At 62.9% G+C, this 24,743-nt stretch carries 17 protein-coding genes; 13 read left to right on the top strand and 4 right to left on the bottom strand.

Annotated features, from left to right (window positions below; translation table 11 throughout):
• The first annotated feature begins 35 nt into the window (after window positions 1-35).
• The 4 genes from KBB96_RS15605 to KBB96_RS15590 all read left to right on the top strand — a co-directional run bounded on the left by KBB96_RS15605 (window position 36) and on the right by KBB96_RS15590 (window position 5,037).
• Window positions 36-314 (top strand): hypothetical protein, encoded by a 279-nt coding sequence (locus KBB96_RS15605; protein ID WP_211630427.1) that lies wholly within the window; start codon window positions 36-38, stop codon window positions 312-314.
• A gap of 56 nt (window positions 315-370) precedes the next feature.
• Window positions 371-1,690 (top strand): homoserine dehydrogenase, encoded by a 1,320-nt coding sequence (locus tag KBB96_RS15600; RefSeq protein ID WP_211630426.1) that lies wholly within the window; start codon window positions 371-373, stop codon window positions 1,688-1,690.
• Window positions 1,691-1,828: 138 nt separating this feature from the next.
• Complete coding sequence (locus tag KBB96_RS15595; protein ID WP_211630425.1) at window positions 1,829-4,090, top strand: carboxy terminal-processing peptidase; 2,262 nt, start codon at window positions 1,829-1,831, stop codon at window positions 4,088-4,090.
• A gap of 263 nt (window positions 4,091-4,353) precedes the next feature.
• Window positions 4,354-5,037 carry a hypothetical protein gene (locus KBB96_RS15590; RefSeq protein WP_211630424.1) on the top strand — a complete coding sequence of 228 codons (684 nt, stop codon included), beginning with the start codon at window positions 4,354-4,356 and terminating at the stop codon, window positions 5,035-5,037.
• Window positions 5,038-5,056: 19 nt separating this feature from the next.
• Here the strand turns inward: KBB96_RS15590 and KBB96_RS15585 are convergent, their stop codons facing one another.
• On the bottom strand, window positions 5,057-5,350 hold the full coding sequence (locus KBB96_RS15585; protein WP_226373556.1) for a hypothetical protein: 294 nt from the start codon (window positions 5,348-5,350) through the stop codon (window positions 5,057-5,059).
• 7 nt (window positions 5,351-5,357) lie between these two features.
• On the opposite strand from KBB96_RS15585, the gene KBB96_RS15580 reads away from it, so the two are divergent.
• From KBB96_RS15580 to KBB96_RS15550, 7 genes are all read left to right on the top strand, one after another.
• Window positions 5,358-5,864: a GNAT family N-acetyltransferase gene (locus KBB96_RS15580; protein ID WP_211630422.1), complete on the top strand. Its 507-nt coding sequence runs from the start codon at window positions 5,358-5,360 to the stop codon at window positions 5,862-5,864.
• On the top strand, window positions 5,861-6,934 hold the full coding sequence (locus KBB96_RS15575) for a winged helix DNA-binding domain-containing protein (RefSeq protein WP_211630421.1): 1,074 nt from the start codon (window positions 5,861-5,863) through the stop codon (window positions 6,932-6,934). The genes KBB96_RS15580 and KBB96_RS15575 overlap by 4 nt, the downstream gene beginning before the upstream one ends.
• 140 nt (window positions 6,935-7,074) lie before the next feature.
• A complete protein-coding gene (locus KBB96_RS15570; protein ID WP_211630420.1) occupies window positions 7,075-10,311 on the top strand; it encodes a DUF1800 family protein in 3,237 nt (1,078 codons plus the stop codon).
• Window positions 10,312-10,327: 16 nt separating this feature from the next.
• A complete protein-coding gene (locus tag KBB96_RS15565; protein ID WP_211630419.1) occupies window positions 10,328-11,899 on the top strand; it encodes a DUF1501 domain-containing protein in 1,572 nt (523 codons plus the stop codon).
• A complete protein-coding gene (locus KBB96_RS15560) occupies window positions 11,896-12,405 on the top strand; it encodes a type II secretion system protein GspG (protein ID WP_211630418.1) in 510 nt (169 codons plus the stop codon). The genes KBB96_RS15565 and KBB96_RS15560 overlap by 4 nt, the downstream gene beginning before the upstream one ends.
• Window positions 12,406-12,583: 178 nt before the next feature.
• The gene (locus KBB96_RS15555; RefSeq protein ID WP_211630417.1) at window positions 12,584-13,363 is read left to right on the top strand and encodes a dienelactone hydrolase family protein; all 780 of its coding nucleotides are present in this window, start codon (window positions 12,584-12,586) and stop codon (window positions 13,361-13,363) included.
• 173 nt (window positions 13,364-13,536) lie between these two features.
• The gene (locus KBB96_RS15550) at window positions 13,537-16,254 is read left to right on the top strand and encodes a glycosyl hydrolase family 95 catalytic domain-containing protein (protein ID WP_211630416.1); all 2,718 of its coding nucleotides are present in this window, start codon (window positions 13,537-13,539) and stop codon (window positions 16,252-16,254) included.
• Between the two features lie 96 nt (window positions 16,255-16,350).
• On the opposite strand, the gene ald is transcribed toward KBB96_RS15550, so the two are convergent.
• Window positions 16,351-17,460: an alanine dehydrogenase gene (gene ald / locus KBB96_RS15545; RefSeq protein WP_211630414.1), complete on the bottom strand. Its 1,110-nt coding sequence runs from the start codon at window positions 17,458-17,460 to the stop codon at window positions 16,351-16,353.
• A 151-nt stretch (window positions 17,461-17,611) separates the two neighbouring features.
• Here ald and KBB96_RS15540 point away from each other — a divergent pair, with 151 nt between their 5' ends.
• Complete coding sequence (locus tag KBB96_RS15540; RefSeq protein ID WP_211630412.1) at window positions 17,612-20,206, top strand: alpha-N-acetylglucosaminidase; 2,595 nt, start codon at window positions 17,612-17,614, stop codon at window positions 20,204-20,206.
• A gap of 152 nt (window positions 20,207-20,358) precedes the next feature.
• Here the strand turns inward: KBB96_RS15540 and KBB96_RS15535 are convergent, their stop codons facing one another.
• On the bottom strand, window positions 20,359-21,852 hold the full coding sequence (locus KBB96_RS15535; protein WP_211630410.1) for a sulfatase family protein: 1,494 nt from the start codon (window positions 21,850-21,852) through the stop codon (window positions 20,359-20,361).
• A gap of 60 nt (window positions 21,853-21,912) precedes the next feature.
• Entirely contained in the window at window positions 21,913-23,073 is a 1,161-nt protein-coding gene (locus KBB96_RS15530; RefSeq protein WP_211630408.1) for a substrate-binding domain-containing protein, read from the bottom strand.
• Window positions 23,074-23,183: 110 nt separating this feature from the next.
• Between KBB96_RS15530 and KBB96_RS15525 the strand changes: the two genes are divergently transcribed.
• Window positions 23,184-24,662 carry a sulfatase family protein gene (locus KBB96_RS15525; RefSeq protein ID WP_226373555.1) on the top strand — a complete coding sequence of 493 codons (1,479 nt, stop codon included), beginning with the start codon at window positions 23,184-23,186 and terminating at the stop codon, window positions 24,660-24,662.
• Window positions 24,663-24,743: the final 81 nt, after the last annotated feature.

Here is a 24,743-nt window from a genome sequence, read left to right as displayed (position 1 = left end):
GAAGTCCGTTCCTTATCCCTTACCCTTCACTTTCCATGCCTGCCAAGAAAGCTGCCAAGAAGGTCGCCAAAACCGCCCCGACCAAAACCGCGAAGAAAGCGGTCAAAAAAACCGCCGCTGCTCCCGGGGACGCGCCGAAGGTGGTGAAAAAAGCCGCCAAAAAGACCGCCCGGACCAAATCCGGTCCGAGCACCGACGAGATCGCGGAAGCCGCCTACTTGAACTATCGCCGCCGCGTCGAGCAGGGACTGGAGGGCAACCACGAGGAAGACTGGCTTGAGGCCGAGCAGGCCTTGCAGAAGGCGAAGAAGTAACCCGCCGCTGGCTCTCCGGCCTTGGCGGGCCGGGCAAAACGCCCCACAGTCCGCCCGTGAATTGCTCCACACTCGGCATTGGCCTCGCGGGTTTCGGAACCGTTGGTTCCGGCGTTTGGAATACCCTCCAGCGGAATGGCGTCCTGATTACCGACCGCACCGGCGGCTCGGTCGAACTCGCCGTGACCGGCATTCTCGTCCGTGATCCGGCCAAGGCCCGCGCCACCGCCGGGGACGTGCCGCAGGATCTTTTCACCACCGATTGGCGCTCGCTGGTCGGAAATCCCGCCGTGGACATCGTCGTCGAGCTGATCGGCGGCACCACCGACGCTTTCGAACTGGTCGCGGCCGCCCTGCGGGCGAAGAAGCCGGTCGTCACCGGGAACAAGGCCCTGCTCGCCGAGCGCGGCACCGAGTTGTTCGCGCTGTCCAAAGAGATGGCCACCCCGATCCATTTCGAGGCCGCCGTGGCCGGGGGCATCCCGATCATCCGCTCGGTGCAGGACTCCTTCGTCGGCAATCGCCTGCACTCGCTGGTCGGCATTATCAACGGTACGTCCAACTACATTCTCCAGCGGATGACCGAGGCCGGTCTGGACTATCCGCCCGCTCTCGGCGAGGCCCAGGCGCTCGGCTATGCCGAGGCCGATCCGGCGCTCGACGTGAATGGCTGGGATGCCGCCCACAAGGCGATCCTCCTCGCCACCCTGGCCTATGGCTTCTCCATCGATCCGGAGAAAGTCCACGTCGCCGGCATCGAACAGGTCCGCCCGATCGACATCGCCTTCGCCAAGCAACTCGGCTACGTGGTGAAGCTGCTGGCGGTGATCCGCGAGCACGCGGACGGAGCGATCGAGCTGCGCGTGCAGCCCTCCTTCATTCCGAAGAACCACATCCTTGCCTCCGTGAACGGCGTTTTCAATGCCATCTCGGTGGTGGGTGACGCCGTTGGCGAGGCCCTGTTCTACGGTCGCGGCGCCGGCCAGGACCCGACCGCTTCCTCCGTGGTGGCGGATCTGGTGGAAGCCGCCCGCGCCCTGCGCCACACCGCCGGGCACCGCGGCTTCCTGCCGTATCGGGACTCCGGTACTCTGCTGCCGGTTGAGGAAACCGAGACGGCCTACTACGTCCGCTTCGACGTGACCGATCGCCCGGGCGTGATTGCCGAGGTGGCGAAGATCCTCGCGGAATCCGGGATTGGCATTTCCGGCACCCATTCCCCGGTCAATCCGGAGGCTCCGGACGCCGAGTTCGTGGATATGGTGTTCCTGCTGCACACCTGCAAGTTTGGGAAGCTTCAGGCCGCCTTGGCCCAGGTGGAGGCGCTCGATTGCATCAACAGCGCCCCGGTGGTGTTCCGGATCGAGAAGCTCTGAAGGGCTGAAAAGGGGAGGAGAAAGCGGCGTGAAAGCTGCTTTCTCCCAACCGTTAGCATTTTTTTAGAGATTCCGGCGGCCCAATGCCGCTAGTTTCCGCGTTGGCCCCTGTGGCCAAAAGCCCCATATCTCCAGACCATGAGCCTTCCCCGCTTCCGCCGCGCGGTCATTGCCGCCACGGCTTGTGTTGTAGCCAGCAGCGCCCATGCGGCGCAGGCGGATTTCAACGAGGTTGGCCGCCAGGTCGCCATCATGCTGCAGAACTCCCACTTCGCGCGGCTCCCGTTCAATGCGGAGACCAGCCAGCGGTTCCTGGAGGACTACCTGAAGCAGCTCGATCCGGCGAAGGTCTACTTCACCCAGGCGGACGTGGACCGTTTCAAGGGCACCTACGGCGGCGAGTTGTTCAAGCTGCTCGTCCAGAGCAAGGGCCTTGATGCGGCCAACGACGTCTACGGCACCTATCGAAAGCGTGTGGAGGCCCGCGGCGAGATGGCCAAGAAGTTCCTCAAGGAGGACGCCCTCGATTTCTCCGGCCATGAAACCGTGACGGCCAACCGCAAGGACTCGCCGTGGCCGAAGGATGACGCCGAGGCGGACGCGCTGCTGCGTGCCCAGCTCAAGGAAGCCGTGCTTACCGAAACCGTCGTGCGCGAGCTCCAGTCGAAGATGGCGAAGGACCAGGGCAAGCCGGACCCCACTCTGGCCGAAGCTCCCCCGCGCGAGAAGATCGCGCTGCGCTACGAACGCTTCCTCCACGCCGTCAAGGATGCCGCCACCGATGACATCGCGGACGGCCTCCTCGGTGCCGTGGCCCGGTCCTATGACCCGCACACCGACTACATGATCGACCGCGAGGCGAACCGCTTCAACGACGCCATGCGCAACGAGCTCGTCGGCATCGGCGCGGAGCTCAAGCCCGAGGATGACGGCACCACCCGCATCATGGGCATCATGATCAACGGCCCCGCCGACCGCGAGGGCACGATCCAGCTCCGCGACCGCGTGCTCGGCGTGGACACGGACAATTCCGGCACCATGACCGACATCAAGTTCATGGAGCAGTACAAGGTGGTGGACCTGATCCGCGGCAAGGCGGGCAGCACCGTGCGCCTTCTGGTCCAGCCGGCCGCCGCCGCTCCGGGCGAAACCAAGATCGTCTCCGTGGTCCGTGGCAAGGTGGAGATCAAGGCGGCACAGGCCAGCGCCGGGATCATTGATACCAAATCCCCGGAAGGCACCCCGCGCCGCCTTGGCTGGATCACGCTGCCGTCCTTCTACGCGGATTTCTCCAGCGCCGCCCGCGTCCGCTGCTCGGCGGATGTGGAGCAGTTCCTCCAGCGCCTCACGGCGGAAAAGATCGACGGACTCATCTTCGACCTCCGCAACAACGGCGGGGGCTCGCTCGAGGAAGTCCGCCGCATGACCGGCTTCTTCACCGGCAGCGGCCCGGTCGTGCAGGAAAAGAACACGCTCGGACAGGTGAAGGTTTCCGATACCGACAACCGCAAGCCGATCTACGACGGCCCGATGGTGGTGCTCATCAACAAGGCCAGCGCGTCCGCCAGCGAGATTCTCGCGGGCGCCCTCCAGGACTACAACCGCGCCGTCATCGTCGGAGACTCCTCCACCTTCGGCAAGGGCACCGTCCAGGAGCCGTTGGATGTGGCGAAGATGCTGCCCTTCTTTGCGAACCGCGATGGTGCCGGCATGCTGAAGCTGACGATCCGCAAGTTCTACCGCCCGTCCGGCTCATCCACCCAGCTCGATGGCGTTGCCTCCGATGTGGTGTTGCCCGGCCCCGCCGACTCCATGGAGATCGGCGAGAAGTTCCTCGACCACGCGTTCCCGCATGACCGCATCAACCCCGCTCCCGGGCTCACACCGCTGAACAAGGACGGCCTCTTCCTGGCCCGCTTGAAGGAAGCAAGCGCCACCCGCCTCAAGACGGACAGGGACTTCGCCTACTATGGCGAGGACGCGACCCGCAGCGAGGAGAAGCGTGAGAAGAACACCGTCTCCCTCAATCTTGAGGAACGCCGCAAGGAACTCTTCGATCTCGACGCGCGTCTCGACCAACGCAATGCCGAACGCCGCGAGCGCTTCAAGACTCTCAAGACCGAGGACGACAAGACCCTGAAGCTCACCAAGCTCACGCTCGATGATCTCGCCAAGGGCGCGGATTTCCATCCCTACGATCCTTCCAAGGAGAACGAGGAATACATCCGCCGCGCCAAGGATCCGATCGCCGAATTGAACGATGCTCCGGAGTGGCCGAACGGTCTTGATCCGATCAAGCGCGAGGGGATCAAGGTGCTTTCGGATCTCGTCGATGCGACCGAGAAGGCACGCATCGCCGGAGTGAACCCCCTCAAGGAAGCGGCGGCGGAGATCCGTTGAGATGGCCTGGAGTTGTGATTGCCGCTGGAAGCCTCCGGCGGTGGTGGATAAGGGAATAGTTGCAAAAGGGGGCATCGCCTCCGTGATGGCGTAATGGCGCGGAGCGCGGGATTTGTTAGGTTGTGTGAACAATGATGTTGTTAAGCGTCATTGGTTCACCCCCTCTCCCACTCCCCACTATGACCACTCAGGAAAGAATCAACGAACTGACGCGTGCGGCTCTTCGTTCCGGTCCTCCAGAGCCGTCCATTCCGAAGCCCGCGGTGTTCAGACCGTCTTACGAAAACGATCTTCAGGCCAATCTTCTGCCGGTCCAGCAGCAGGTCGCCCAAGCCGCGCCGGCGGCTGTGATGCCGGTGGCTGCGGCACCCGTTGCCGCGGAGATCCCGGCACCTGTTGTGGCGGAAGAGCCCGCATTCAAGGATGAACCGAACGCGGAGTTCCAGTCCATGATCGAGGCCCGCGAGCAGAAGATGACGAACAAGCGCAAGCGCCAAAGCGTCGTGCTTACCCTCGTCTGTCTCGCAGCCCTCGGCTCCTTCGGTACCTGGTGCGCCGTTTCTCCGACCGCCAAGGCCAAGATCGCTACCTTCAAAACCGCGATGGCGGAGAGCAAGCGCGACCTGAAGACGCTCGGCTCCATCACCAAGCAGTACGACAAGAGTCTGGAGAAGATCGCCGTCCACTCCGGTGATATCGACAGCGCCACCCGCGCCATCGGTGGCGATCCAACGGCTGTGGACAAATCCGGCGATCCCTCCATGGAGAAGGAGATGCAGGAATTCGGCGGCGATGGAACGCGCAGCACCACCGACCGCAATCGTGACCTGAAGTCCAAGTTTGGCATGGTGCAGAAGCTGGCCCAGCAGAATGGCGTGGCTCCCACACCGAATGTGACGCCAGGCCAGACGACCACCACGACCGAGGGCCAGAAGCAGCCCCAGTAACCGGTCTTCAGCGCGGAGATTATTCCACGCTGTCTTTTGACTTGGGCGGCAGCAGTACCGCCCCTTTCAGCATCCGGCAGAATTCCTTTTTGGTCAGGACGTGCCGGGTGCCTTCCTTGGTTTCAAGATCCGCCATCTCCTTGTACTCCACCGCCAGCCGTTCCAGCGTGGTGATACGGAGAAAGCGTCCGTCCTTCTGCCAGACCTGATCTTGTTGAAGCCGGAGACCCATGCCGGAGTCTGGGCGGAACCGCGCCCGATGGCGAGTGTTCATCGATTCGGATTGCGGACTCCGGTGCAGGATGGCGAGCATGGCGGGGATGAACTCCGTATTGGAAACCGAGCGCACGTTCCTCAGGCCGTTCCAGGCCTCGGATGCCACGGCTTCGTTCGCTTGGTTCAGTGATCCGGAGGTCATGCGCTTCATCCCGAACGGCCGGGATGAAACCTTGGAGCAGACCTCCGCGCGGGTCGCCCGCTACATGGCGCATCAGGAGGCCCATGGATTCAGCAAGTGGATCGTGATTGATCGCGCGAGTGGCAGGCCGGTCGGGGATGCGGGATTCGTGATGCTTCCGGATGGGCGGCGGCCGGAGCTCGGCTACCGTTTCGCCCGTCCGTGGTGGGGCCGCGGCCTTGCCACGGAAGTGAGCCGCCGCTGGATCGAAGTGGCCTCACCGTGGTTTGGCTTCACACGCATTCATGCCTTCGCGTTGCCGGAGAACCAGGCGTCCCGCCATGTCATGGAAAAGGTCGGTTTCACGTTCGCGGCGGAGGAAGCGCTGTATGGCGTGAAGGTGCCACTCTATTCGCTCGATCTGGCATGAAGGCGGTGGAACTTCGCAGGTTGCGGTTGGTCGCCCAGGGGATTGGTCTTCCTGAAGAGAACGCCGGTGCCGTGGTGAGGAAGCTCGGCGCGATGCAGGCGCAGGACTACCTTGCATCGCTATGGGCGGTCGGCCTGCGGGTGAAAGGCGCGACGGAAGCGGACATCGAGCAGGCGGTCCGCGACCGGGAAATCGTCCGCACCTGGCCGATGCGTGGCACGCTTCACTTCGTGGCTCCGGAGGATGTGCGCTGGATGCTGGCGCTTTTGTCTCCGCGGATCGTTGCGAGCGCCGCCACCCGCCACCGGCAGCTTGGGTTGGACGAAGCGGTCTTCAGCCGCAGCCGCAAACTGCTCGAAAAGACCCTCCGGAGTGGAAGGCTTCTCACCCGCGATGCGGCCTATGAGCTGCTGGAGCGCGCGGGTATCTCCTGCACCGGCCAGCGCGGCTATCACATCCTGTGGAAGCTCGCCCAGGATGCTGTGCTGTGCTGTGGACCCCGTGAAGGAAAGCAGCCGACCTTCACCTTGCTCGATGAATGGGTGCCGGAATCGCGCTCCCTGGGTGGCGATGAAGCGCTGGCGGAAATCGCCCGCCGCTATTTCACCAGCCATGGCCCGGCCACCCTCGCGGATTTCGTCTGGTGGACCGGGTTGAAGATCACGGACGCGAAGAAGGCGTTGGAACTCGTGGCAGGCGACTTGGAAAAGGTTGAGTCGGAAGGGGATAATTACTGGATGTCCCGTAGTTTATCCAGAGTAAAGCCGTCCAAACAAGGCATCCACCTGCTTCCGGGCTTCGATGAATTTCTTCTCGGCTACAAGGACCGCTCCGCGGTGCTCGACCCGGAGCACGCGGGCCGCATCGTCCCCGGCAACAACGGCATGTTCATGCCGATGCTGGTGATCGATGGCAAGGTGGCCGGGACGTGGAAGAGGACGCTTGGCCGGAAATCGGTCACGGTGGCCTTCGAGCCGTTCTCATCCCTCACTGCGGGAGAAAGCAAGACCGCAGCAAGGAACGCCGCGGCCTATGCTGAGTTTTTGGGATTGGAGCTCACGATGTCCTGACACAGAGCCCACGTATCTGCATTTTGCACGGAGGGATTGTGTCCCGGCTTCCGCAATTTCACGCAGAGGCAGCCTCATTTTCCACGGGACGCCGGAGCGGTTCCACGCTACATCGGGGATGGCTTGAAAAACCCACCATCATGCCCCTGCTGTTCCATTCCTTGCGCGCGCTGCCGTTTCTCGTGACCACCCTGCCCTTGCTGGCTCTGGATCTCGATGGGAACGGGTTGGATGATGTCTGGGAGGCCCGGTATGCCGCCAGCGGCCTCGACCCCGCCGCCGATGCGGACGGCGACGGCCAGAGCAATCTCGCGGAGTGCCTGGCGGGCACCGACCCTCTTGATTCCGCTTCACGGTTCAATGCCGGTGTCCAACCATTGTCCGGCCAGGTGAAGGTGACCGTGCCCGCCCAGCCGGGGAAGCAATACCAGCTCACCACTTCATCGACATTGACCGGGGCGTGGACGCCGGTCGGCAGCCCTATTCTGGCGACGACTGCCAGTGTCGAGTTCACGGTTTCCGCGTCCGCGGGTCGCGGATTCTTCCGCGCCATCGCCACCGATGTGGATAGCGATGGGGATGGGTTGAACGACTGGTCGGAAATGCAGCTCGCGGGATTCGACCGCTTGAGCGACCACAGCTTCGGCGCGGGCGTGACGGATGGCGATCTCGCGGTGGCAACGGAGATGATCCAGATGCTCCGGAATGGCGATGTTTCTCTCACGACGACCACCAGTGCGGCGTACGAAAAGGAGAATACGCCCGCGGTGCTCACCTTCGCCCGTTCCGTCGCGAAGAACTATCCCTTCACGCTGTTTCTGAAAACCAGCGGCGCGACCGATCCCACCAAGTCCAGCGCTTCGCCCACGGACTACACCCTCGCGGATGGTGGAGGTGCGGCTGTGGTGAAGCGTCTGGTGATTCCCGCGGCGCAGACCACCGCAACGCTGAACATCAAGCCCATCGCCGACACCAAAGCCGAAGTGCCGGAGCGTCTGCACATTGTCTTGGGTGGCTCGAGCCGCAGCAGCGATGTCACCGTCTGCGATGCCGCGAACACCACGGCGAACCAGAAGCTGCTTCTTGCTTACCTGCGCGCCGTGCCGGGAGTTTCATCCCTCGGTACCGGCCTCGCGACCGTCCGCCTGCAGGGGGACAACGATGCCGCCATCGTCACGGTGTCGTTTTCCAATCTGAACTCACCGGTCAACTCGACCCAGGTGCTCAACAGCGCGAACTCGATCCTGCAATCGGTGCCGCCCGCGAACTACGGGGGGCAGGCATGGTCGATCCGCGCGAGCCAGAACTTCCTCAGCGACCAGGCCGTGCTCGATGCCTTGCTCGCCGGTGGCGTCAAGCTCGGCGTCTATACGCAGGCGAATGTCACCGGGGAGATCGAAGGCCAGTTCCAGCCCGCCAACGGCTCCAGCGAGTTCCAGGCTCCGCCCGCCCCGGATCCCATCGCCACATTGTCCGGCTCCGCGCTGGATCAGGACATCAGCCGCTTTTTGCTCCAGGCCACCTTCGGTCCCACGCCCGCTTCCATCGCGGACATGCAGGCGCGGGTGGCGGCGAAGAACGGCGACCGCATCGCCGCCTTCAGCGATTGGATTGACGAACAACTCCGCCTGCCTCCGGTGGCACCCGCGACGACTCCGGCGGGAACGCCCTCACCCTCGCTGGAGCTCTACACCATCTCCGCGAACAAGCAGGACATCCTGGTCCGCTCCTCGCTGCCGACCAGCGATCCCAACTACAACGCCGCCTACGATCCGAACAACAACAACCGCCGCCGCGGCTGGTGGCTGTTCGCGCTCAGCGGCCAGGATCAGCTCCGCCAGCGCATGGGCTTCGCGTTGAGCGAGATCTTCGTCATCTCGGATACGGACAGCCTGGTGGCGGACCGTAGTTACGGCTCCGCGAACTACTATGACATGCTGTGCTCACGTGGCACCGGCACGTATCGCAACCTGCTGGAGGGCGTCGCCACCCATCCGATGATGGGCTGGTATCTTTCGCACCTGCGGAACCAGAAGACCGTCGTCACGAATGGCGTGGTGGTCGTGTCTCCGGACGAGAACTTCGCCCGTGAGATCATGCAGCTCTTCTCGATCGGGCTGGTGAAACTGCATCCGGATGGCTCGTTGAAGCTCGGCTCCGATGGCCTGCCGATCCCCACCTACGGTCAGGCGGATATCACCGAGATGGCGCGCGTGTTCACCGGCTGGTCGTTCAGCCGCTACAACAATCCCTCGACTTCGGACACGGTGGTCACCAACACCACATTCAACCGCGGCAATGGCAATGAACGCTATGAGTCGCAATGGACCGCGCCGATGGCGATGTTCGCCGCGTATCACGACGTTGGCGCGAAGTCGATGATCGGGCTCTCGCTTCCCGCGAACCAGACCGGCGAGAAGGATCTCGCGGATGTGCTCGACTATCTGTCCGCGAATACCAACACACCGCCGTTCATCTGCCGCCGTCTGATCCAGCGCTTCACCGCGGCGAATCCATCGTCCGGTTATCTCTACCGTGTCTCGGAAAAATTCCGCACGACCAACGGCGATCTGAAGGAGACGCTGAAGGCGATCCTGCTGGATCCGGAGGCACGGTCCACCGATCTGCCCATCGCCAGCGAGGGCAAGGTCCGCGAGCCGCTGCTGCGCGCGACTTCATTCCTGCGCGCGTTCGGCGGCAAGTCCGCGGTGCCCATCGCCGATCTGATCAACTACGACTATCCGCAGACGGAGCTGGACAAGTTTCCGGCAGGCTCCATGCAGGCGCGCCTCAACTCGACTACCAGCGCGCTGCTGCAGAATCCGATGTCCGCGCCGACCGTGTTCAATTTCTTCCTGCCCGACTACACTCCGGCGGGAACGCTGGCGGCGAACGGGTTGGTTTCGCCTGAGATGCAGATCGCGAACGAAAACACGGTGATCCAGGCCCACAACTACATCTATAGTCCCATCTACGGTTCGTTGAGCGCTTCCAACCTTCCGAACCAGACCACCGCGAATCTCAACATCGATGTCACCCCGCTCAACGCGCTCTACATGGCGGTGGTGGACAAGAACGGCGACGGGCAGTTCACCAATCTGGACACCGGGGCCTTCAATAATGCCGCCACGATCAAGCAGGCCTGCGCGGCCGTGCTGGATCGTGTGGACTTCCTGTTGTGCGCCGGTTCCTTGAAAGTCCGCTATGGGGATACGCCGGGTCAGACCCGTGCGATCATTCTGGATGGCGCGGCTTCGATCCAATCGCAGAACAACAATTCGAACAACGCCACCAACCAGGCCACCTACATGCGCGACCGCATCCGAGCGATCCTGTGGCTGGTGTCCACCTCGCCGGAATGCGTGACCCTCAAATGAATCGCCCTCCCTCGCCATGAAACAGTACAAGAAGGAAGAGCTCCGTACGCGCCGCGATTTCATCCGCCAGTCGGCCTGCGCGTCACTGGGCGTGACGGGTCTGGTCAATGCGCTGGCTCAGATGCGCCTGATGACGGCGGCCATGGCGCAGGGAGGGGGAGGAACCGGTTACAGGGCGCTGGTCTGCCTGTTCCTGAATGGCGGCCATGATTCGAACAACCTGCTGGTGCCGCGCGGCGATCCGGCCAGTGATGCCGCCCGCAAGGATTACGAGACGGGCCGCGGAGTGCTCGCGCTCGACCGCACCCTGCTCCAGCCGCTCACCGTGCCTGCGACCACCAAGGCTTTCACGAAGTACTACGGTGGAAACGTGGCTCCGATGGGCCTGCACCCGAACATGGCGGACGTGGCGAACCTCTTCAACAGCGGCGAGCTGGCGGTGCTGTGCAATGTCGGCACGCTGGCGTTCCCGGTAGCGGACCGTGCGGCCTACTCCGGCGGACAGGTGCCGCTGCCCACCCAGCTTTTCTCCCACTCGGACCAGCAGACGCAGTGGCAGTCCTCCGTTTCGGACAAGCCCTTTACTTCAGGCTGGGGTGGCCGGGCCGCGGACCTACTAAATGCCTCGTACAATGCCAGCAATTCGAAGGTCTCGATGTCCGTTTCGCTGGCGGGCATCAATTCGTTCCAGGTTGGCACGTCCGGCCAAGTCACGCAGTACGTGGTGCAGTCCACCGGCACCGTGCCGCTTTCCGGATTCAGCAGCGTCAGTGATGCGACGGACAACGACCCCTACGATGGCGCGATCAATGCCGGCGGCTATCGTCTCGATCGCGACCAGGGGCGGCGTTTGAAGGCCTTCGAGGACATCATGCGACTGACCCATGCGAACCTGCATGAGGAGGAATACAACCGCGTGGTCGCGCGTGCCCGTGCCACGGAGGGCACCATCGGTGCGGCTCTCACCGCGGCGGCCGCGAGCGGTGTGGACTTCGATGCGAAGTTCGTGAATGCCACCACCTCGCTCGGCCAGCAGATGAAAATGATCGCGAAGCTCATCGCGGGCCGCACCGCGCTCGGCAACAACCGCCAGATCTTCTTCTGCCAGGTCGGTGGCTACGATACCCACCAGACCTTGCTCACTTCGCACGGCAACCTGATGACCGAGCTGAACAATTCATTGAAGGCTTTCTACGACACGTTGGTCGCGCTCGGTGTGTGGGACAATGTCGTCACCTTCACCGCCTCCGATTTCAACCGCACCCTCACTTCGAACAACGTCGACGCCACCAAGGCGGGATCGGACCACGCCTGGGGCGGTCATGCGTTGGTCATGGGGGGAGCGGTCCAGGGCGGTGATCTCTACGGCCAGTTCCCGTCGTTGAAGACCGGCTCCGTCGCGGGATCGATCGACGCGGGCACCACCAACCGCGGCCGCTGGATTCCGGGAACCTCCGTCGACCAATACTCGTCGGTGCTGGCTTCCTGGATGGGCGCGGGTTCCAGCGAACTGGCGGCGATCTTCCCGAACCTCGGGCGCTTCGACAGTCCGTTCAGCGTTTCCTCGGCGAATCTCGCGTTCCTGTGAGCAAGGCGAAGGTCATCGGTGGCTTCGTCCTCGCGGCGCTGGCGGGCATCGTCATCTGGAAGTGGCGCGATCCAATGTCTGGTGTTGCACCACTTGCGGGGGAGCCTCCTTCGCTGAATACGGCTCCGCCCGTTCCTGCCCGCGTGGAGCTGCCGGTCACCCTGCTTCCCATCGCCGCAGACATGGCTCGTTTGAATTCTCCGGAGACTCTGCCGCAGGATGATCTTTCAAGTTTGTCCCTGGTGCTCGCCACATACGGCAAAAACAGCGGGGGGAATCCCACCGGCGAGAACGAGGAAATCACCGCCGCGTTGTTGGGAAACAACCCGAAGCGCCTCGCCTATCTGCCCGCGAACGTCCCTTTTGTGAATGCCTCGGGCCAGCTCATCGACCGCTGGGGCACGCCGTACTTCTTCCACTCCATGACGGCGGGACGCACCGACATCCGCTCCGCCGGGCCGGATCGTCAAATGTGGACGGAGGACGATATAGAGTCGTCCAATTGAGGTTCTTTGTAAGTAGTTCCTCCTTTAGGAGGGCGTCTATGACTTCAAAGTATCCCACGGGCTGTTTGGAACGATGCGGGCAGGGGGGAAAGGGTGCCGTCCGAGACACCCTCCTGAAGGAGGAACTACGTACGAAGAGCCATTTGACAACCCAACAGCTCCGGTGTCTTGGTGCCGGATGACCCGCCACATCCTCTCCGCCATCGCCGCGACGCTTTCGATCGCCTCCGCCGAACTGGTTGAAAAGCCCGTGGTTTACGAACAAGGCGGCGTGAAGCTCGAGGGCTTCCACGTCTATGACGATGCCGTCACCGGCAAGCGTCCCGGCATCCTCGTGGTCCACCAATGGACCGGCCTCGGCGAGCACGAGAAGGAACAAAGCCGCAAGCTGGCCAAACTCGGCTACAACGTCCTCGCCGCCGATGTGTACGGCCAGGGTGTCCGACCCAAACCACCGGAGGCAGGCAAGGAAGCCGGGAAGTACAAGAACGACCGCAAGCTCCTGCGCGAACGCCTCTATGCCGCACTCGACGCGCTGAAAAAAGACGAGCACACGGACACGGCGAATCTCGGTGCCATCGGTTACTGTTTCGGCGGACTAGCCGTATTGGAGCTTGCCCGGGCGGAGGTGGATCTCAAGGGCGTGGTGTCTTTCCACGGTTCGCTGGATGCCGCTTCCGGCATGGAGGCGAAGAAAGGCACCGTGAAGGCGAAGGTGCTGGTCCTCCATGGAGCCGATGACCCGCATGCGCCGGCGGCGCAGGTGGAGGCGTTGAAAAAAGAGATGTCCGATGCCGGGGCGGATTGCCGGGTGGTGCTCTATCCGGGAGCCGTCCATTCGTTCACCCAGAAGAGCGCGGGCAATGACCCGTCCAAAGGCTCCGCCTACAACGAGGCGGCGGATACCGGTTCATGGAAGGACATGAGCGACTTCTTCAGCGGACTTTTCAAAAAATAGCATGCCATTTCAGATGCCCCGCGGTCAGAAAATCGCCGGGCACTGCGGCGGATTTGAGAAAGAAGGACGCAGTCCGTGGGGTAAGAGGGGTTCTTTGGAAAAATGGAATTCCCTTCGTTTGATGGGAATTGAACTTCCAAGACTTGGATCATTCGTTTCCCATTGTCCACGTTATGCGTTCTTTGCTCGTGCTCGCCGCAATGGCGCTTCCGGTCCTGGCCGGTCAGCCATTGGAAATCCGTTTCACAAAACCACCTGTCGGGAAAGGAGGCGCCAGCTCCGGCCCCTCCGGGTCCTTTGGCAACGCGGACAAGTATCCCGCCTCGAACTGGGAGAGCCAGGCGCAACCGGTTGGCAACGGCCGGATCGGCGCGATGGTTTTCGGCAATCCGCTGAAGGAGCGCATCCAGTTCAATGACATCACGCTCTGGACCGGCACGGACAATCCCTCGGGGGGATATGACGTGACCCAGTTCGGAGCGTATCAGAATTTCGGCGACCTGTTTCTCGAGTCCGGTGGTCCAAGTGATCCGGTGGGTTCCGATCCGGTCAGCACGAGCGGCCAGGAGCCGTCGAACGGCCAAGACATCGGCAATGCCGGGGATGGCAAGGCGGACACCAAGTGGTGCATGGAGCACCAGGACAAGGACATCGTCTGGCAGATCGATCTGGGAGCGGCGAAGGCCGTGCCGGGTTACTCGTTCACTTCGGCCAACGACGTTCCGGCCCGCGATCCGCGGACGTGGAAGTTCGAGGGCTCCGAGGATGGCAAGGCCTGGCGTACGCTGGATGAGCACAAGGGGGATGCCCCCTATGCGAAGCGCGGCGAAACCAAGCACTACGCCGTTGCTTCGGATAAGAGTTCCAGGTTCCGCTACTACCGCTTCGTCTTCGCTCCGGCGAAGGATGACAATCACTTCCAGGTCGCGGACATCGCGCTCGACGGCCAGGAATCGGCGGGTGCTGACGGTGCGGCGATCACGGATTTCTCCCGCACCTTGGATCTGTCCACCGCCATCCACACCACGACCTGGAAACAGGATGGCACCAAGTTCACCCGCGAGGTCTTTGCCAGCCATCCGGACAATGTGATCGTGGTGCGCATCACTGCGGACAAACCCGGCAAGGTGAGCGGCAGCATCGGCATGACCGACGCTCACGGCCAGAAGTCCGCCGCCAGCGGCTCGGACGATGCGTTTTCCGGCAAGCTCTCCAATGATCTCCGCTATGCCGCGCGCGTGAAAGTGCTGTGCGATGGCGGCAAGGTCACCACGACCGCGGACAAGGTTTCGTGGTCCGGCAATGCGGCCACGCTGATCCTCGGTGCGGCGACCGATTACGCGCTCGACCCGAAGAAGAACTTCCGCAGCGGAGTCGATCCGGACGCGTTGGTCCAGAAGCAGATCGCCGTGGCGGCCGCGAAGCCCTACGCCACGCTGCGCGCCTCCCACATCGCCGATTTCCAGAAGCTGATGGGCCGGGTCGATCTCGACCTTGGCGCGGCTCCGGACAAGCCGGTCGACGAGCGCCTCGATGCCTACAAGAAAGGCGAGGCGGATCCGAACCTGGAGGCGCTGATGTTCCACTACGGCCGCTATCTGCTGATCTCCAGCTCGCGCGATGTGCTGCCTGCCAACCTGCAAGGGTTGTGGAACGACAGCAACAAACCGGCGTGGTTCTCCGACTACCACATCAACATCAACCTCCAGATGAACTACTGGCTGGCGGAGCCGGCGAACCTGTCGGACTGCGCGATGCCGTTGTTCAACTGGACCACCGCCATGATCCCCGGCAGCGTGGCGGCCACGAAGAAGGCCTTCGGCGCGGACACACCCGGTTGGACGATGCGCACCTCGGTGAACATCTTCGGCGGCAATGGCTGGGACTGGAACACGCCCGGCTCGGCATGGCTGGCCCAGCATTTCTGGGATCACTACGCCTTCACCGGTGACAAGGCGTTCCTTGAAAAAACGGCATGGCCCGTACTTCACGATGTGTCCGAATACTGGCTCGCCCACCTGGTCGAGAAGGATGGCAAGCTCGTCGCGCCGAAAGGCTGGTCGCCCGAGCATGGTCCGCGCGAGGACGGTGTGGCGCATGACCAGCAGATCGTGTGGGATCTTTTCAACAACACCCTTGCGGCCTCCAAGGCGCTCGGGAAAAGGGATGCCTTCACCGACAAGGTGGCCGCCGCCCGCGACAAGCTGCTCGGCCCGAAGATTGGCTCATGGGGCCAGCTCATGGAATGGACCACCGAGCGGCCGAACGAGGAGAAGAGCGGCCATCGCCACACCTCGCATCTCTACGCCGTGTATCCCGGCAAGCAGATCAGCATGAGCGGCACGCCGGATTTCGCGAAGGCGGCGGCGGTTTCGCTGGAAGCGCGCGGCACCTCCGGCGACTCGCGCCGTTCGTGGACCTGGCCATGGCGCACCGCGCTGTGGGCGCGTCTCAATCGTCCGGACAAGGCCGGGGAAATGATCCGCGGCCTGTTGACCTACAACACGATGCCGAATCTCTTCACCACCCACCCGCCGTTCCAGATCGATGGCAACTTCGGCATCACCGCGGGTATTTGCGAGACGTTGCTGCAATCGCACGCGGATGAACTCTCGATCCTGCCGGCGTTGCCGCCCGCATGGAAGGACGGCTCGGTGAAAGGCCTGCGCGGTCGCGGTGGCTTCGAGGTCGATGCGGCCTGGAAGGACGGCAAGCTCACGGGCACGAAAATCCGTTCCGGCCTCGGCCAGCCTGCTTCCGTGCGTCTGCCCGGCAATCCCGCCACCATCACCCTGAAGGAAACCGGTGGCCGCACCGCACAAGTTGCAGCGAAGAACGGCGTGTTCTCGTTCCCGACCAAGGCGGGCACGGAATACAGCATCGAGCTTTGATCGTGGCGGCGGACTTTATCCGTCGAGCCTCTGAAAAAATCAAAAGGCAGAAGCCCGCGGGCTTCTGCCTTTTTGTTTCAGATCGTGGCTGTGGGATTACAGCACCGCTTCCTTCGCGCAGGTGAACGGCATGTCGTGCGCCAGCGCCACCGGTTCACAGGTGAGCCTGCCACCGGCGGTGTTGATGCCTTTGAGCAGGTCCGGGCGGATGCGGCAGGCTTCCTTGAGACCCTTGTCGGCGATCAGCATCGTCCACGGGTGGGTCACGTTGTTCAGCGCCTGGGTGGCGGTGCGGGAGTAGGCGCCCGGCATGTTCGCCACGCAGTAGTGGAGCACGCCTTCCTCCTCATACGTCGGATCGTCGTGAGTGGTTGGACGGGTGGTTTCCGAGCAACCGCCCTGGTCGACCGCGATGTCCACGAACACGCTGCCCTTCGGCATCATGCGCAGCATCTCGCGGGTGATGAGCTTCGGTGCCTTCGCGCCGGGAACGAGCACCGCGCCGATGACAAGGTCCACGCGCGGCAGCAGTTCGGTGAGGTTGGCTTCGTTCGAGTAAACGGTGTGAGCGCCATCCATGGTGATGTCGAGGAAGCGCATGCGCTCGAAATCGACTTCCAGGATGGTCACGTCCGCGCCGATGCCGGTGGCCACGCGTGCGGCATTCACGCCTGCGGTACCGCCGCCGAGCACGACCACACGGCCCGGAGCTACGCCCGGCACGCCGCCGAGCAGCGTGCCACGGCCGCCGCGATGCTTCGCGAGATGGTAGGAGCCGACGATGGCGGACATGCGGCCCGCGATCTCACTCATCGGTTCGAGCAGTGGCAGGCGGCGGTTCACCTCGATGGTCTCATAGGCGACCGCGGTGCAACCGGTGGCGAGCAGTCCTTCCGTCAGCGGCTTGCTGGCGGCGAGGTGGAGATAGGTGAAAAGCAGGTGATGGGGCTTCAGCATCGCGATCTCGGATGCCTGCGGTTCCTTCACCTTCACGATCATTTCCGCCTGGGCGAAAACATCCGCCGCAGTGTCCACAAGCGTGGCACCCACGGCCTCGTATTGACTGTCGTGATAGCTGGCGCCTTCGCCCGCCTGCTTTTGCACGATGACCTTGTGGCCGCGCTTGACGAGATCCGCGACCGATCCGGGGATCATGCTGACGCGGTTTTCCTGCGCTTTGATTTCTTTCGGTACGCCGATGACCATGGGCGCGGAACTATTCCACCCGACGGGTGCATTCCAGAGCATTCTCCCCGTTTGGCCAAAATCGGGTACAAATTCCGCAATTTTGCCAATTATCGAATCTAAATCTGCAGAAAAATGGTCAGTAATATCCGGAAAACGGCACTCCTTCCCAATGAATCGTATTTGGCTTCTCTTATTGTTCGTGGTGCCTGTGCTCCACGCCGCAACTCCGGCGGAATTTGCCGCCAGTTCTCTCGTTAAACGCGTTGCGAAGGACCGAGCGGGCGAGTTCCACGTCCAAGAAATCCCAACGGAAGATGGTAAGGATGTCTTCGAAATCGAGGATGGCCCCGGAGGGAAGATCGTGCTGCGCGGCAACAATGGCGTCTCCATCGCCTCCGCGCTGGGCCACTACCTGAAGACCCGCGCGCAGTGCCATCTCTCATTCTGCGGTGATCAGATGAATCTCCCTGCCACGCTGCCCAAGGTGGGGGCGAAGGAGCGGGTGGTGAATGAGTTCCAGCACCGCGTGTTCTTCAACTGGTGTACGCTCAGCTACACCGGCGCATGGTGGGATTGGAACGACTGGCAGCGTGTGCTCGATTTTCTCGCGCTCAATGGCATCAACCGTCCGCTCGATGTCACGGGTCTCGAGTGCGTGTGGTATGACACGCTGTTGAAGCACGGTTTCAGCGATGAGGAGGCGCGCAAGTTCCTGGTCGGTCCGGCGTTCTTCGCGTGGCAGTGGATGACGAACATCCAGAGCCACTGCGGGCCCCTGCCGAAGTCGTGGCTCGACCAGCGCCGCGAACTCTCGCGCAAGATCTCCGCTCGCGAGCGCGAGCTGGGGATGGAGCCGATTTACCAGGGGTTCTCCGGCTTCGTGCCGCGCGAGCTGAAGCGGAAGTTCCCGGATGCGGGGGTGGCGAACCAGCCATCGTGGTGCGCCTTCCCGGGCAGCGCGCAATTGGATCCGCTTGATCCGTTGTTCGGAAAGATCGCGGCGACTTGGTACGAGGAGCTTCGTAAATTCTACGGCCCCCTGCATTACATCGCCGCCGATCCGTTTCATGAAAGCTCGCCGCCGAAACCGGGTGACGAATATCTCGTCAATGTCGGCAAGACCATCTTCGAGAACATGCGGAAGGCCGCCGACAAGCCGGTGTGGGTGATGCAGTCGTGGTCGATCCGCAAGCCGATCGCCACCGCCGTGCCAGCGGAGAGCCTGCTGGTGCTGGATCTCAATGGTTCGCGTGCGAACTCCACCGAGAAGTTCTGGGGCCGTCCCTTCGTGACCGGCATGCTTCACAACTTCGGCGGCCGCATCAATCTGCACGGCGACCTGCGCTCGTTGGCGGCGAATCCCTTCCACAAGACCCGCGAAGCCGCGCCGAACGCGACCGGCATGGGCCTCTTCATGGAAGCCATCGTGCAGAATCCGGTGGTGTATGATCTGGCCTTCGACAGCGTTTGGCGCAGCGGCCCGGTCGATCCCGACGAGTGGCTGAAAGCCTATGCGCGCCGCCGTTATGGCGCGGAGTCCGCTGCCGCGGTGGAGGCATGGAAGATCCTGCTCGCCGGTCCCTACAAGCCGGGAACCATGGGCACGGAGAATTCCTCGATGCCTGCCGCACGTCCGGCGCTCGACCCGAAGAAATCCGGACCCAATGCCGGATTCTCCATTCCCTACGCGGCACCGGAATTACTACGAGCCTGGGAGTTGCTGTTGCAGGACGCACCCGTGCTTTCGAAGTCAGATGCCTGGCGATTCGATGTGGTCGATGTCGGTCGTCAGGTGCTGTCGAATGCCTGCCAGCCTTTGCAACGTGAGATTGCCGAAGCCTTCCGCAACAAGGATGCGGCCCGTTTCGCGGAACTCGTGAAGACCTTCGATGGACTGCTCGCGGACATCGACCGGCTGCTAGCCACCCGCGGCGAATACTCGCTGGGCAAGTGGATCTCGGACGCCCGCCGTTTCGGCAGGACCGATGAGGAGCGCGCGCTTTATGAGCGCAATGCGGTGATGCTGGTGACGTGGTGGGGACCCGAGAAGGGCGGCAGCGACCCGGTTATTTTCGACTACGCGTGGCGCGAATGGTCCGGTCTGGTGGGCGGCTACTACCGCATGCGTTGGAATGATTTCCACCGACATCTGGCGGAGGTGCTCAAATCCGGCGGCACCTGGACCGAGGAGGGCCTCAAGCAGGCGCATGGGCGCCCGGCGTTGAGGGCGAATGACTACTTCAGCGTGCTTGCAGACAAGGAATGGGCATGGATCACGACCGCTCACCAGCTTCCTGCAAAGGTGGAGGGAGATGCCGCCGCGATCGGCAAGGAATTGCTCGGAAAGTATGGCTCACTGATCCAGACGCAGGTGTCCACCAAAGTAACACCACAACAGAACGCGCTGCCGCAGGGGGCCGTTCAAGTGGGTTCTTGGTCCGCAGACCAGTATGCCACGCAGTGGAAGAAAATCACGATCGACCTCACGAAACATCTCGATGCGGGTGGGCCGTGGACCTTCGGCGCGCTTTACCAGGGAGGCCGCAGCCGATTGCACGTACGCAATGTCACACTGCGCTTCGGCAGCGAGATCGTGTCGAAGGATCTGCATGAAGGCCACACCGGTAACGAGCATGTGGACAACACCTGGAAGCTCGACTTGCCGGAGATCCCGCTGAACACGCCGATGGTGTTGGAAGCCGAAGTTCGCACCGATGGCACGACCAACTCTTCCGGCGTGTATTTCCTCAAGCAGGGAAAGTAGCACAAGCATTCCTGCTTGTGAGTGGGTGGAGCGGAAAGCTCCTATCCACCCTGTTTCCCGGCGGCCTCGCGTGAAGTTATTGGATGGTTGTTGCTGTCGGCGGCATCGAGCCGCTCTCATTCACAAGCAGGAATGCTTGTGCCACAATGGTCCTACTCATCCTCATCCACCGGCTTGGCTCCCGGTTTGCCCTTGGCCTTCGGGTCGGGCTTCGGCAGGGGCGGCCAGAATGAGCCTTCCTTCTCGACTCCCGCGGCGTAGTCGGTGAGCAGCTTTTTCAATTCAGCCACGGTCTGCGGCTGCTCCGCGGCGCGGTCGATGCGTTCGCCGGGATCTTGTTCGACGTTGAAAAGCAGCGGCTTTTCCGGCGTGGGCTTGAAGCCGTAGTTGTTGCCGGTTTGGGAGGCGATCTTGGTGTGCAGCTTCCAAGGCCCCCTGCGGATCGCGCCGATCGAGTTGTCGCCGAATCCGGAGAAGGCGAAGGTGAAACTTGGAACGGTGCCGGGGAATTTATCCGCGTTGAAATACGGGCGGATGTCCCGGCCATCGAGGGTGCGGCCGGTGGGCAGCGGTTCACCCGCCAGTGCGAAAGCGGTGGGGAGCACATCCATGGTGCTCGCCGGAGCCTGCACCACGGTGCCGGGGCGGATGGTGCCCGGCCACCAGAAGACGCCGGGCACGCGCTGGCCGCCTTCCCAGGTCGAGCCTTTGCCATCCCGGAAGGGCAGGGCGGAGCCGATCAACATACGGGCTTCACCGTACTTCGCGTCCTTGGCGGTGTCCTGGTACTTGATCCACGGGCCGTTGTCGGAGGCGAAGATGACCAGGGTATTCTGGGCGATGCCGGACTGTTCCAATGCCGAGCGCAGGCGGCCGAGATTGCTGTCGATCTCTTCGATGCAGTCACCGTAGAGGCCGCGCAGCGAGGTGCCCTGGAAATCCTTCGAGGCATGCACCGGCAGGTGCGGATAGTTCGGCGTGAAATAGATCAGGAACGGCGCGTCCTTCTTCGCCTTGATGAAGTCGATGGCGGCGTCCGTGTAACGCTTGGTCAGGCTCTCCAGCACCGGCACGTTGCCGAGGATGTCCTTTTCAATGATTTCGTAACCCTGGACCGGCGAGTTCCCCTGCGGGTTGCTGCGGATCAGGTTGGTACCATGTTCATAGTCGTGGGAGACGTTGGTCCCGAGCCACTGGTCGAAGCCGTGCGCCAGCGGCAGGGTATCCGGGGTCATCTGGTTGGCCGCGTTCGGCGTGCCGAGGTGCCACTTGCCGAACATGCCGGTGGCGTAGCCCTGGTGTTTCAATCCCTCCGCCAGCGTCACCTCGTTCGGGTGCATGTAGCGCGGCGACTCCGGGCCGAGCACCCAGGAGCCGAAACCGGAACGGATTGGATTGCGGCCGGTGAGGATCGAGTAGCGCGAGGCGGTGCAGGCGGACGAGCCGCAATAGAACTGCGGGAAATTCAGACCCTCGCTCACCATGCGCGAGAGGTTCGGCGTGTTGATCGTCGGATTCCCGGTATGGGAGAAATCGCCGTAGCCGGCGTCATCCAGCAGGACCACGATGACGTTCGGCTTCTCGAGGGCCGGGCGGGCGATGGCGGGCGCGAGCAGGGCCAGCGCGGCGATGAGGTTGCGGATCATGGGAAAGCGGGCCGTGGTGGCTGCGAAATTACGTGGCGGAGGGGGGATGTCGAGCAGCAGTCAACGTGCAAAAGATCTGCGGAAATCCGTTGGGCTGGCGCCGGTGTTGCGGCGGAAGAAGTTGAAAAAGTTGGAGGGGGAGGGGAACCCGCAGCGCCGTCCGATTTCCGCGACCGGAGTGTCCGTTTCCGCGAGCAGGCGCTTCGCTTCCTCCGTGCGCCGCCGCCGGATTTCGCCCGCCGGGTCGATCCCGAAGCGCGTGCCGAACCGTTTCACCAGCGTCTTGGTGGAAACGCCTGCTGCAGCGGCCAGTTCCTGCACGGTGATGCCCTCCAGCACCCGCCTGTCGAACAAACGCCAGGCCCGTTCCAGTGCCGGGTCCGCCGCCGCCGTCTGGGTGCTGTCCCGTATCAACAGATCGGTGCAGGGCAGCAGCCAGAGGCCTCCGGGTGGCAGACGCCCGGCCATGCGTTCGGACAAGACTTCCGCCGCCTTCAGGCCGATCTCCTCGCCCGGTGGCACGATGGTGGTGAGCGCGGGTCGTCCGGTGCGGCCGATCAAACGGTTGCCCTGCCCCACCACGGCCAGATCCGAGGGAACCCGCAGGCCATGCCTTGCCGCGATCTCCAGCACCCGCACCGCCGCCGGATCGTCCTCACACAGCACCCCGCAGGGTTTCGGGAGGGCGCGCAGGAAATCCGCCACCTTGTGCTCATCGGCCGCCGGTGCCGTTCCCGGCCACGCGTGTGCCCTCAGTTCATGACCGTGGCAGGTGATCCCCGCTTCCCGGGTGATTTCCCGGAGTGCTTTGAGCCGGTGATGCCGGGAGGAGCCGGTTCCGATCCGGCGCTCCAGATACGCCGCGTGTTCCAGTCCGAGATCCTTGAAATGAGCCACCACCAGCCGTGCCAGCGATGGCCATTCCGTGGCCACCCGTGAGATTCCGGGGACGGCAGGTGGATCGTCCATGCAGTTCACCACCGGCAATCCCCGGGCATCGAGGCCCTTCATCCACCCGGTATCACCGCCCGTCCAGGTGATCACGGCATCCACGCCGGTGAAGACCTCCGGCCGTGATGCCGCCTGCTCCAGATCGCATTCCACCAGCCGCCAGCCGCCGTGCCTGTCCACATGGGCCATCACGCCCTCCCGGATGCGCCGCGCCTGTCCATAGAACAATGGCAGGGCGAGCATGACGGTGGGAATTCCGACGGCGGACATTCTCCGGCACCTTGGTGAAACTTCCCAAAAAGTGAAGTCGTTTCCTCGAAATGAACATGGTCTGGTCCGTCCGCGGAGTATTGGATCATCATCATCCATTCCTTTCGCCCATGAAGCTGCTATCCACATTCGCCGCCGCCTGTCTGCTCCAGGCCGCCGCCGTCGCCTCCACGAAGCCCAACGTGATCTTCATCTATGCCGATGACCTTGGCTACGGAGACATCGGTTGCAACGGCGCGAAAGGCGTCGCGACTCCCAACGTCGACAAGCTGGCGTCCGAGGGCATCAACTTCACCGATGGTCACGCGGCGTCCTCCACCTGCACGCCGTCCCGCTATTCCATCATGACCGGCCAGTATGCCTTCCGGCAGAAGGGCACGGGCATCCTGCCGGGAGACGCGGAGATGATCATCAAGCCGGGCAGCACCACGCTGCCGTCCATTTTCAAACAAGCCGGCTACACCACCGGTGCGGTGGGCAAGTGGCACCTCGGCCTCGGCAGCGGCAAGGTCGATTGGAATGGCGAGATCAAGCCGAGCCCGAATGACATCGGCTTCGACGAATCCTTCATCATGGCCGCCACCGGCGACCGCGTGCCGACCGTTTACATCCGCAACCACCGCGTGGAGAACCTCGATCCCGTGGACCCCATCGAGGTGGACTACAAGAAACCCTTCCCCGGTCTGCCGGATGGCAAGAAGGACCGCGCCACGCTCAAGATGGATTGGAGCGCGGGGCACAACATGGCGGTCATCAATGGCATCGGCCGCATCGGCTACATGAAGGGTGGCACCAAGGCGCTGTGGAAGGATGACCAGATGTCGCAGGACTTCACCCGCGAGGCGCTCGGCTTCATTGAGAAGCACAAGGACCAGCCGTTCTTCCTCTACTTCGCCACCCACAACATCCATGTGCCGCGTGTTCCGAACGCGATGTTCCTCGACAAGAGCACGATGGGCCTGCGCGGGGCTTCCATCGCCGAGTTCGATTGGCAGGTCGGTCAGGTGATGCAGACGCTCGACAAGCTCGGCCTTGCGGAAAACACGATGGTCATCCTCAGCAGCGACAACGGTCCGGTGATCGATGACGGCTACAAGGATGAGGCCAAGGAAAAGCTGGGAGACCACAAGCCGGCGGGTCCCTACAACGGCGGCAAGTACTCGCTGTTCGAAGGCGGCACCCGCGTGCCTTTCATTGTCCGTTGGAAGGGGAAGGTGAAACCCGGTACCAGCTCCGCCATCGTCAACCAGATGGACTTCGCCGCCAGCTTCGCCGCCCTCACGGGGGTGAAACTGGCAGCCGATGCGGTACCGGACAGCCTCAACGTGATGCCCGCGCTGCTCGGTGAATCGAAGACCGGCCGCGAGTGGCTGGTGGAGGACAGTCTTCCCGGCAACCGGCTCGCCTACCGTGAGGGCGATTGGAAGCTGCTCCTCGCAGGCGGGCGTTTCCCCTTGCAGCTCTTCAACCTGAAGGACGACCTTGCGGAGAAGAAAGACCTCACCGCCGAGCACCCGGAGGTTGTTGAACGCCTCACCAAGCGATTGGAGGAAATCCGCAAGTCCGAGCGTACCCGCCCCCAATCCTGAGATCCTTTCCAACAAACGCCCCGGCCGTTCCACGGACCGGGGCGTTTTTGTTTTCCCGTGAGGGCGGGATCTGCCCAAGTG

The sequence above is a fragment of the Luteolibacter ambystomatis genome (assembly GCF_018137965.1).
Taxonomy (GTDB): domain Bacteria; phylum Verrucomicrobiota; class Verrucomicrobiia; order Verrucomicrobiales; family Akkermansiaceae; genus Luteolibacter; species Luteolibacter ambystomatis.
The sequence above is the reverse complement of the archived record's forward strand: the minus strand, read 5'-3'. Positions and strand labels throughout refer to the sequence as shown.

Excerpts from the sequence above, each read along its gene's own strand:
- KBB96_RS15585 (WP_226373556.1), bottom strand. The coding sequence starts at position 5,350 with ATGCTCGCCATCCTGCACCGGAGTCCGCAATCCGAATCGATGAACACT.
- KBB96_RS15535 (WP_211630410.1), bottom strand. The coding sequence starts at position 21,852 with ATGATCCGCAACCTCATCGCCGCGCTGGCCCTGCTCGCGCCCGCCATC.
- KBB96_RS15565 (WP_211630419.1), top strand. The coding sequence starts at position 10,328 with ATGAAACAGTACAAGAAGGAAGAGCTCCGTACGCGCCGCGATTTCATC.
- KBB96_RS15550 (WP_211630416.1), top strand. The coding sequence starts at position 13,537 with ATGCGTTCTTTGCTCGTGCTCGCCGCAATGGCGCTTCCGGTCCTGGCC.
- KBB96_RS15595 (WP_211630425.1), top strand. The coding sequence starts at position 1,829 with ATGAGCCTTCCCCGCTTCCGCCGCGCGGTCATTGCCGCCACGGCTTGT.
- ald (WP_211630414.1), bottom strand. The coding sequence starts at position 17,460 with ATGGTCATCGGCGTACCGAAAGAAATCAAAGCGCAGGAAAACCGCGTC.
- KBB96_RS15570 (WP_211630420.1), top strand. The coding sequence starts at position 7,075 with ATGCCCCTGCTGTTCCATTCCTTGCGCGCGCTGCCGTTTCTCGTGACC.
- KBB96_RS15530 (WP_211630408.1), bottom strand. The coding sequence starts at position 23,073 with ATGTCCGCCGTCGGAATTCCCACCGTCATGCTCGCCCTGCCATTGTTC.
- KBB96_RS15605 (WP_211630427.1), top strand. The coding sequence starts at position 36 with ATGCCTGCCAAGAAAGCTGCCAAGAAGGTCGCCAAAACCGCCCCGACC.
- KBB96_RS15555 (WP_211630417.1), top strand. The coding sequence starts at position 12,584 with ATGACCCGCCACATCCTCTCCGCCATCGCCGCGACGCTTTCGATCGCC.
- KBB96_RS15580 (WP_211630422.1), top strand. The coding sequence starts at position 5,358 with ATGAACTCCGTATTGGAAACCGAGCGCACGTTCCTCAGGCCGTTCCAG.
- KBB96_RS15575 (WP_211630421.1), top strand. The coding sequence starts at position 5,861 with ATGAAGGCGGTGGAACTTCGCAGGTTGCGGTTGGTCGCCCAGGGGATT.
- KBB96_RS15540 (WP_211630412.1), top strand. The coding sequence starts at position 17,612 with ATGAATCGTATTTGGCTTCTCTTATTGTTCGTGGTGCCTGTGCTCCAC.
- KBB96_RS15525 (WP_226373555.1), top strand. The coding sequence starts at position 23,184 with ATGAAGCTGCTATCCACATTCGCCGCCGCCTGTCTGCTCCAGGCCGCC.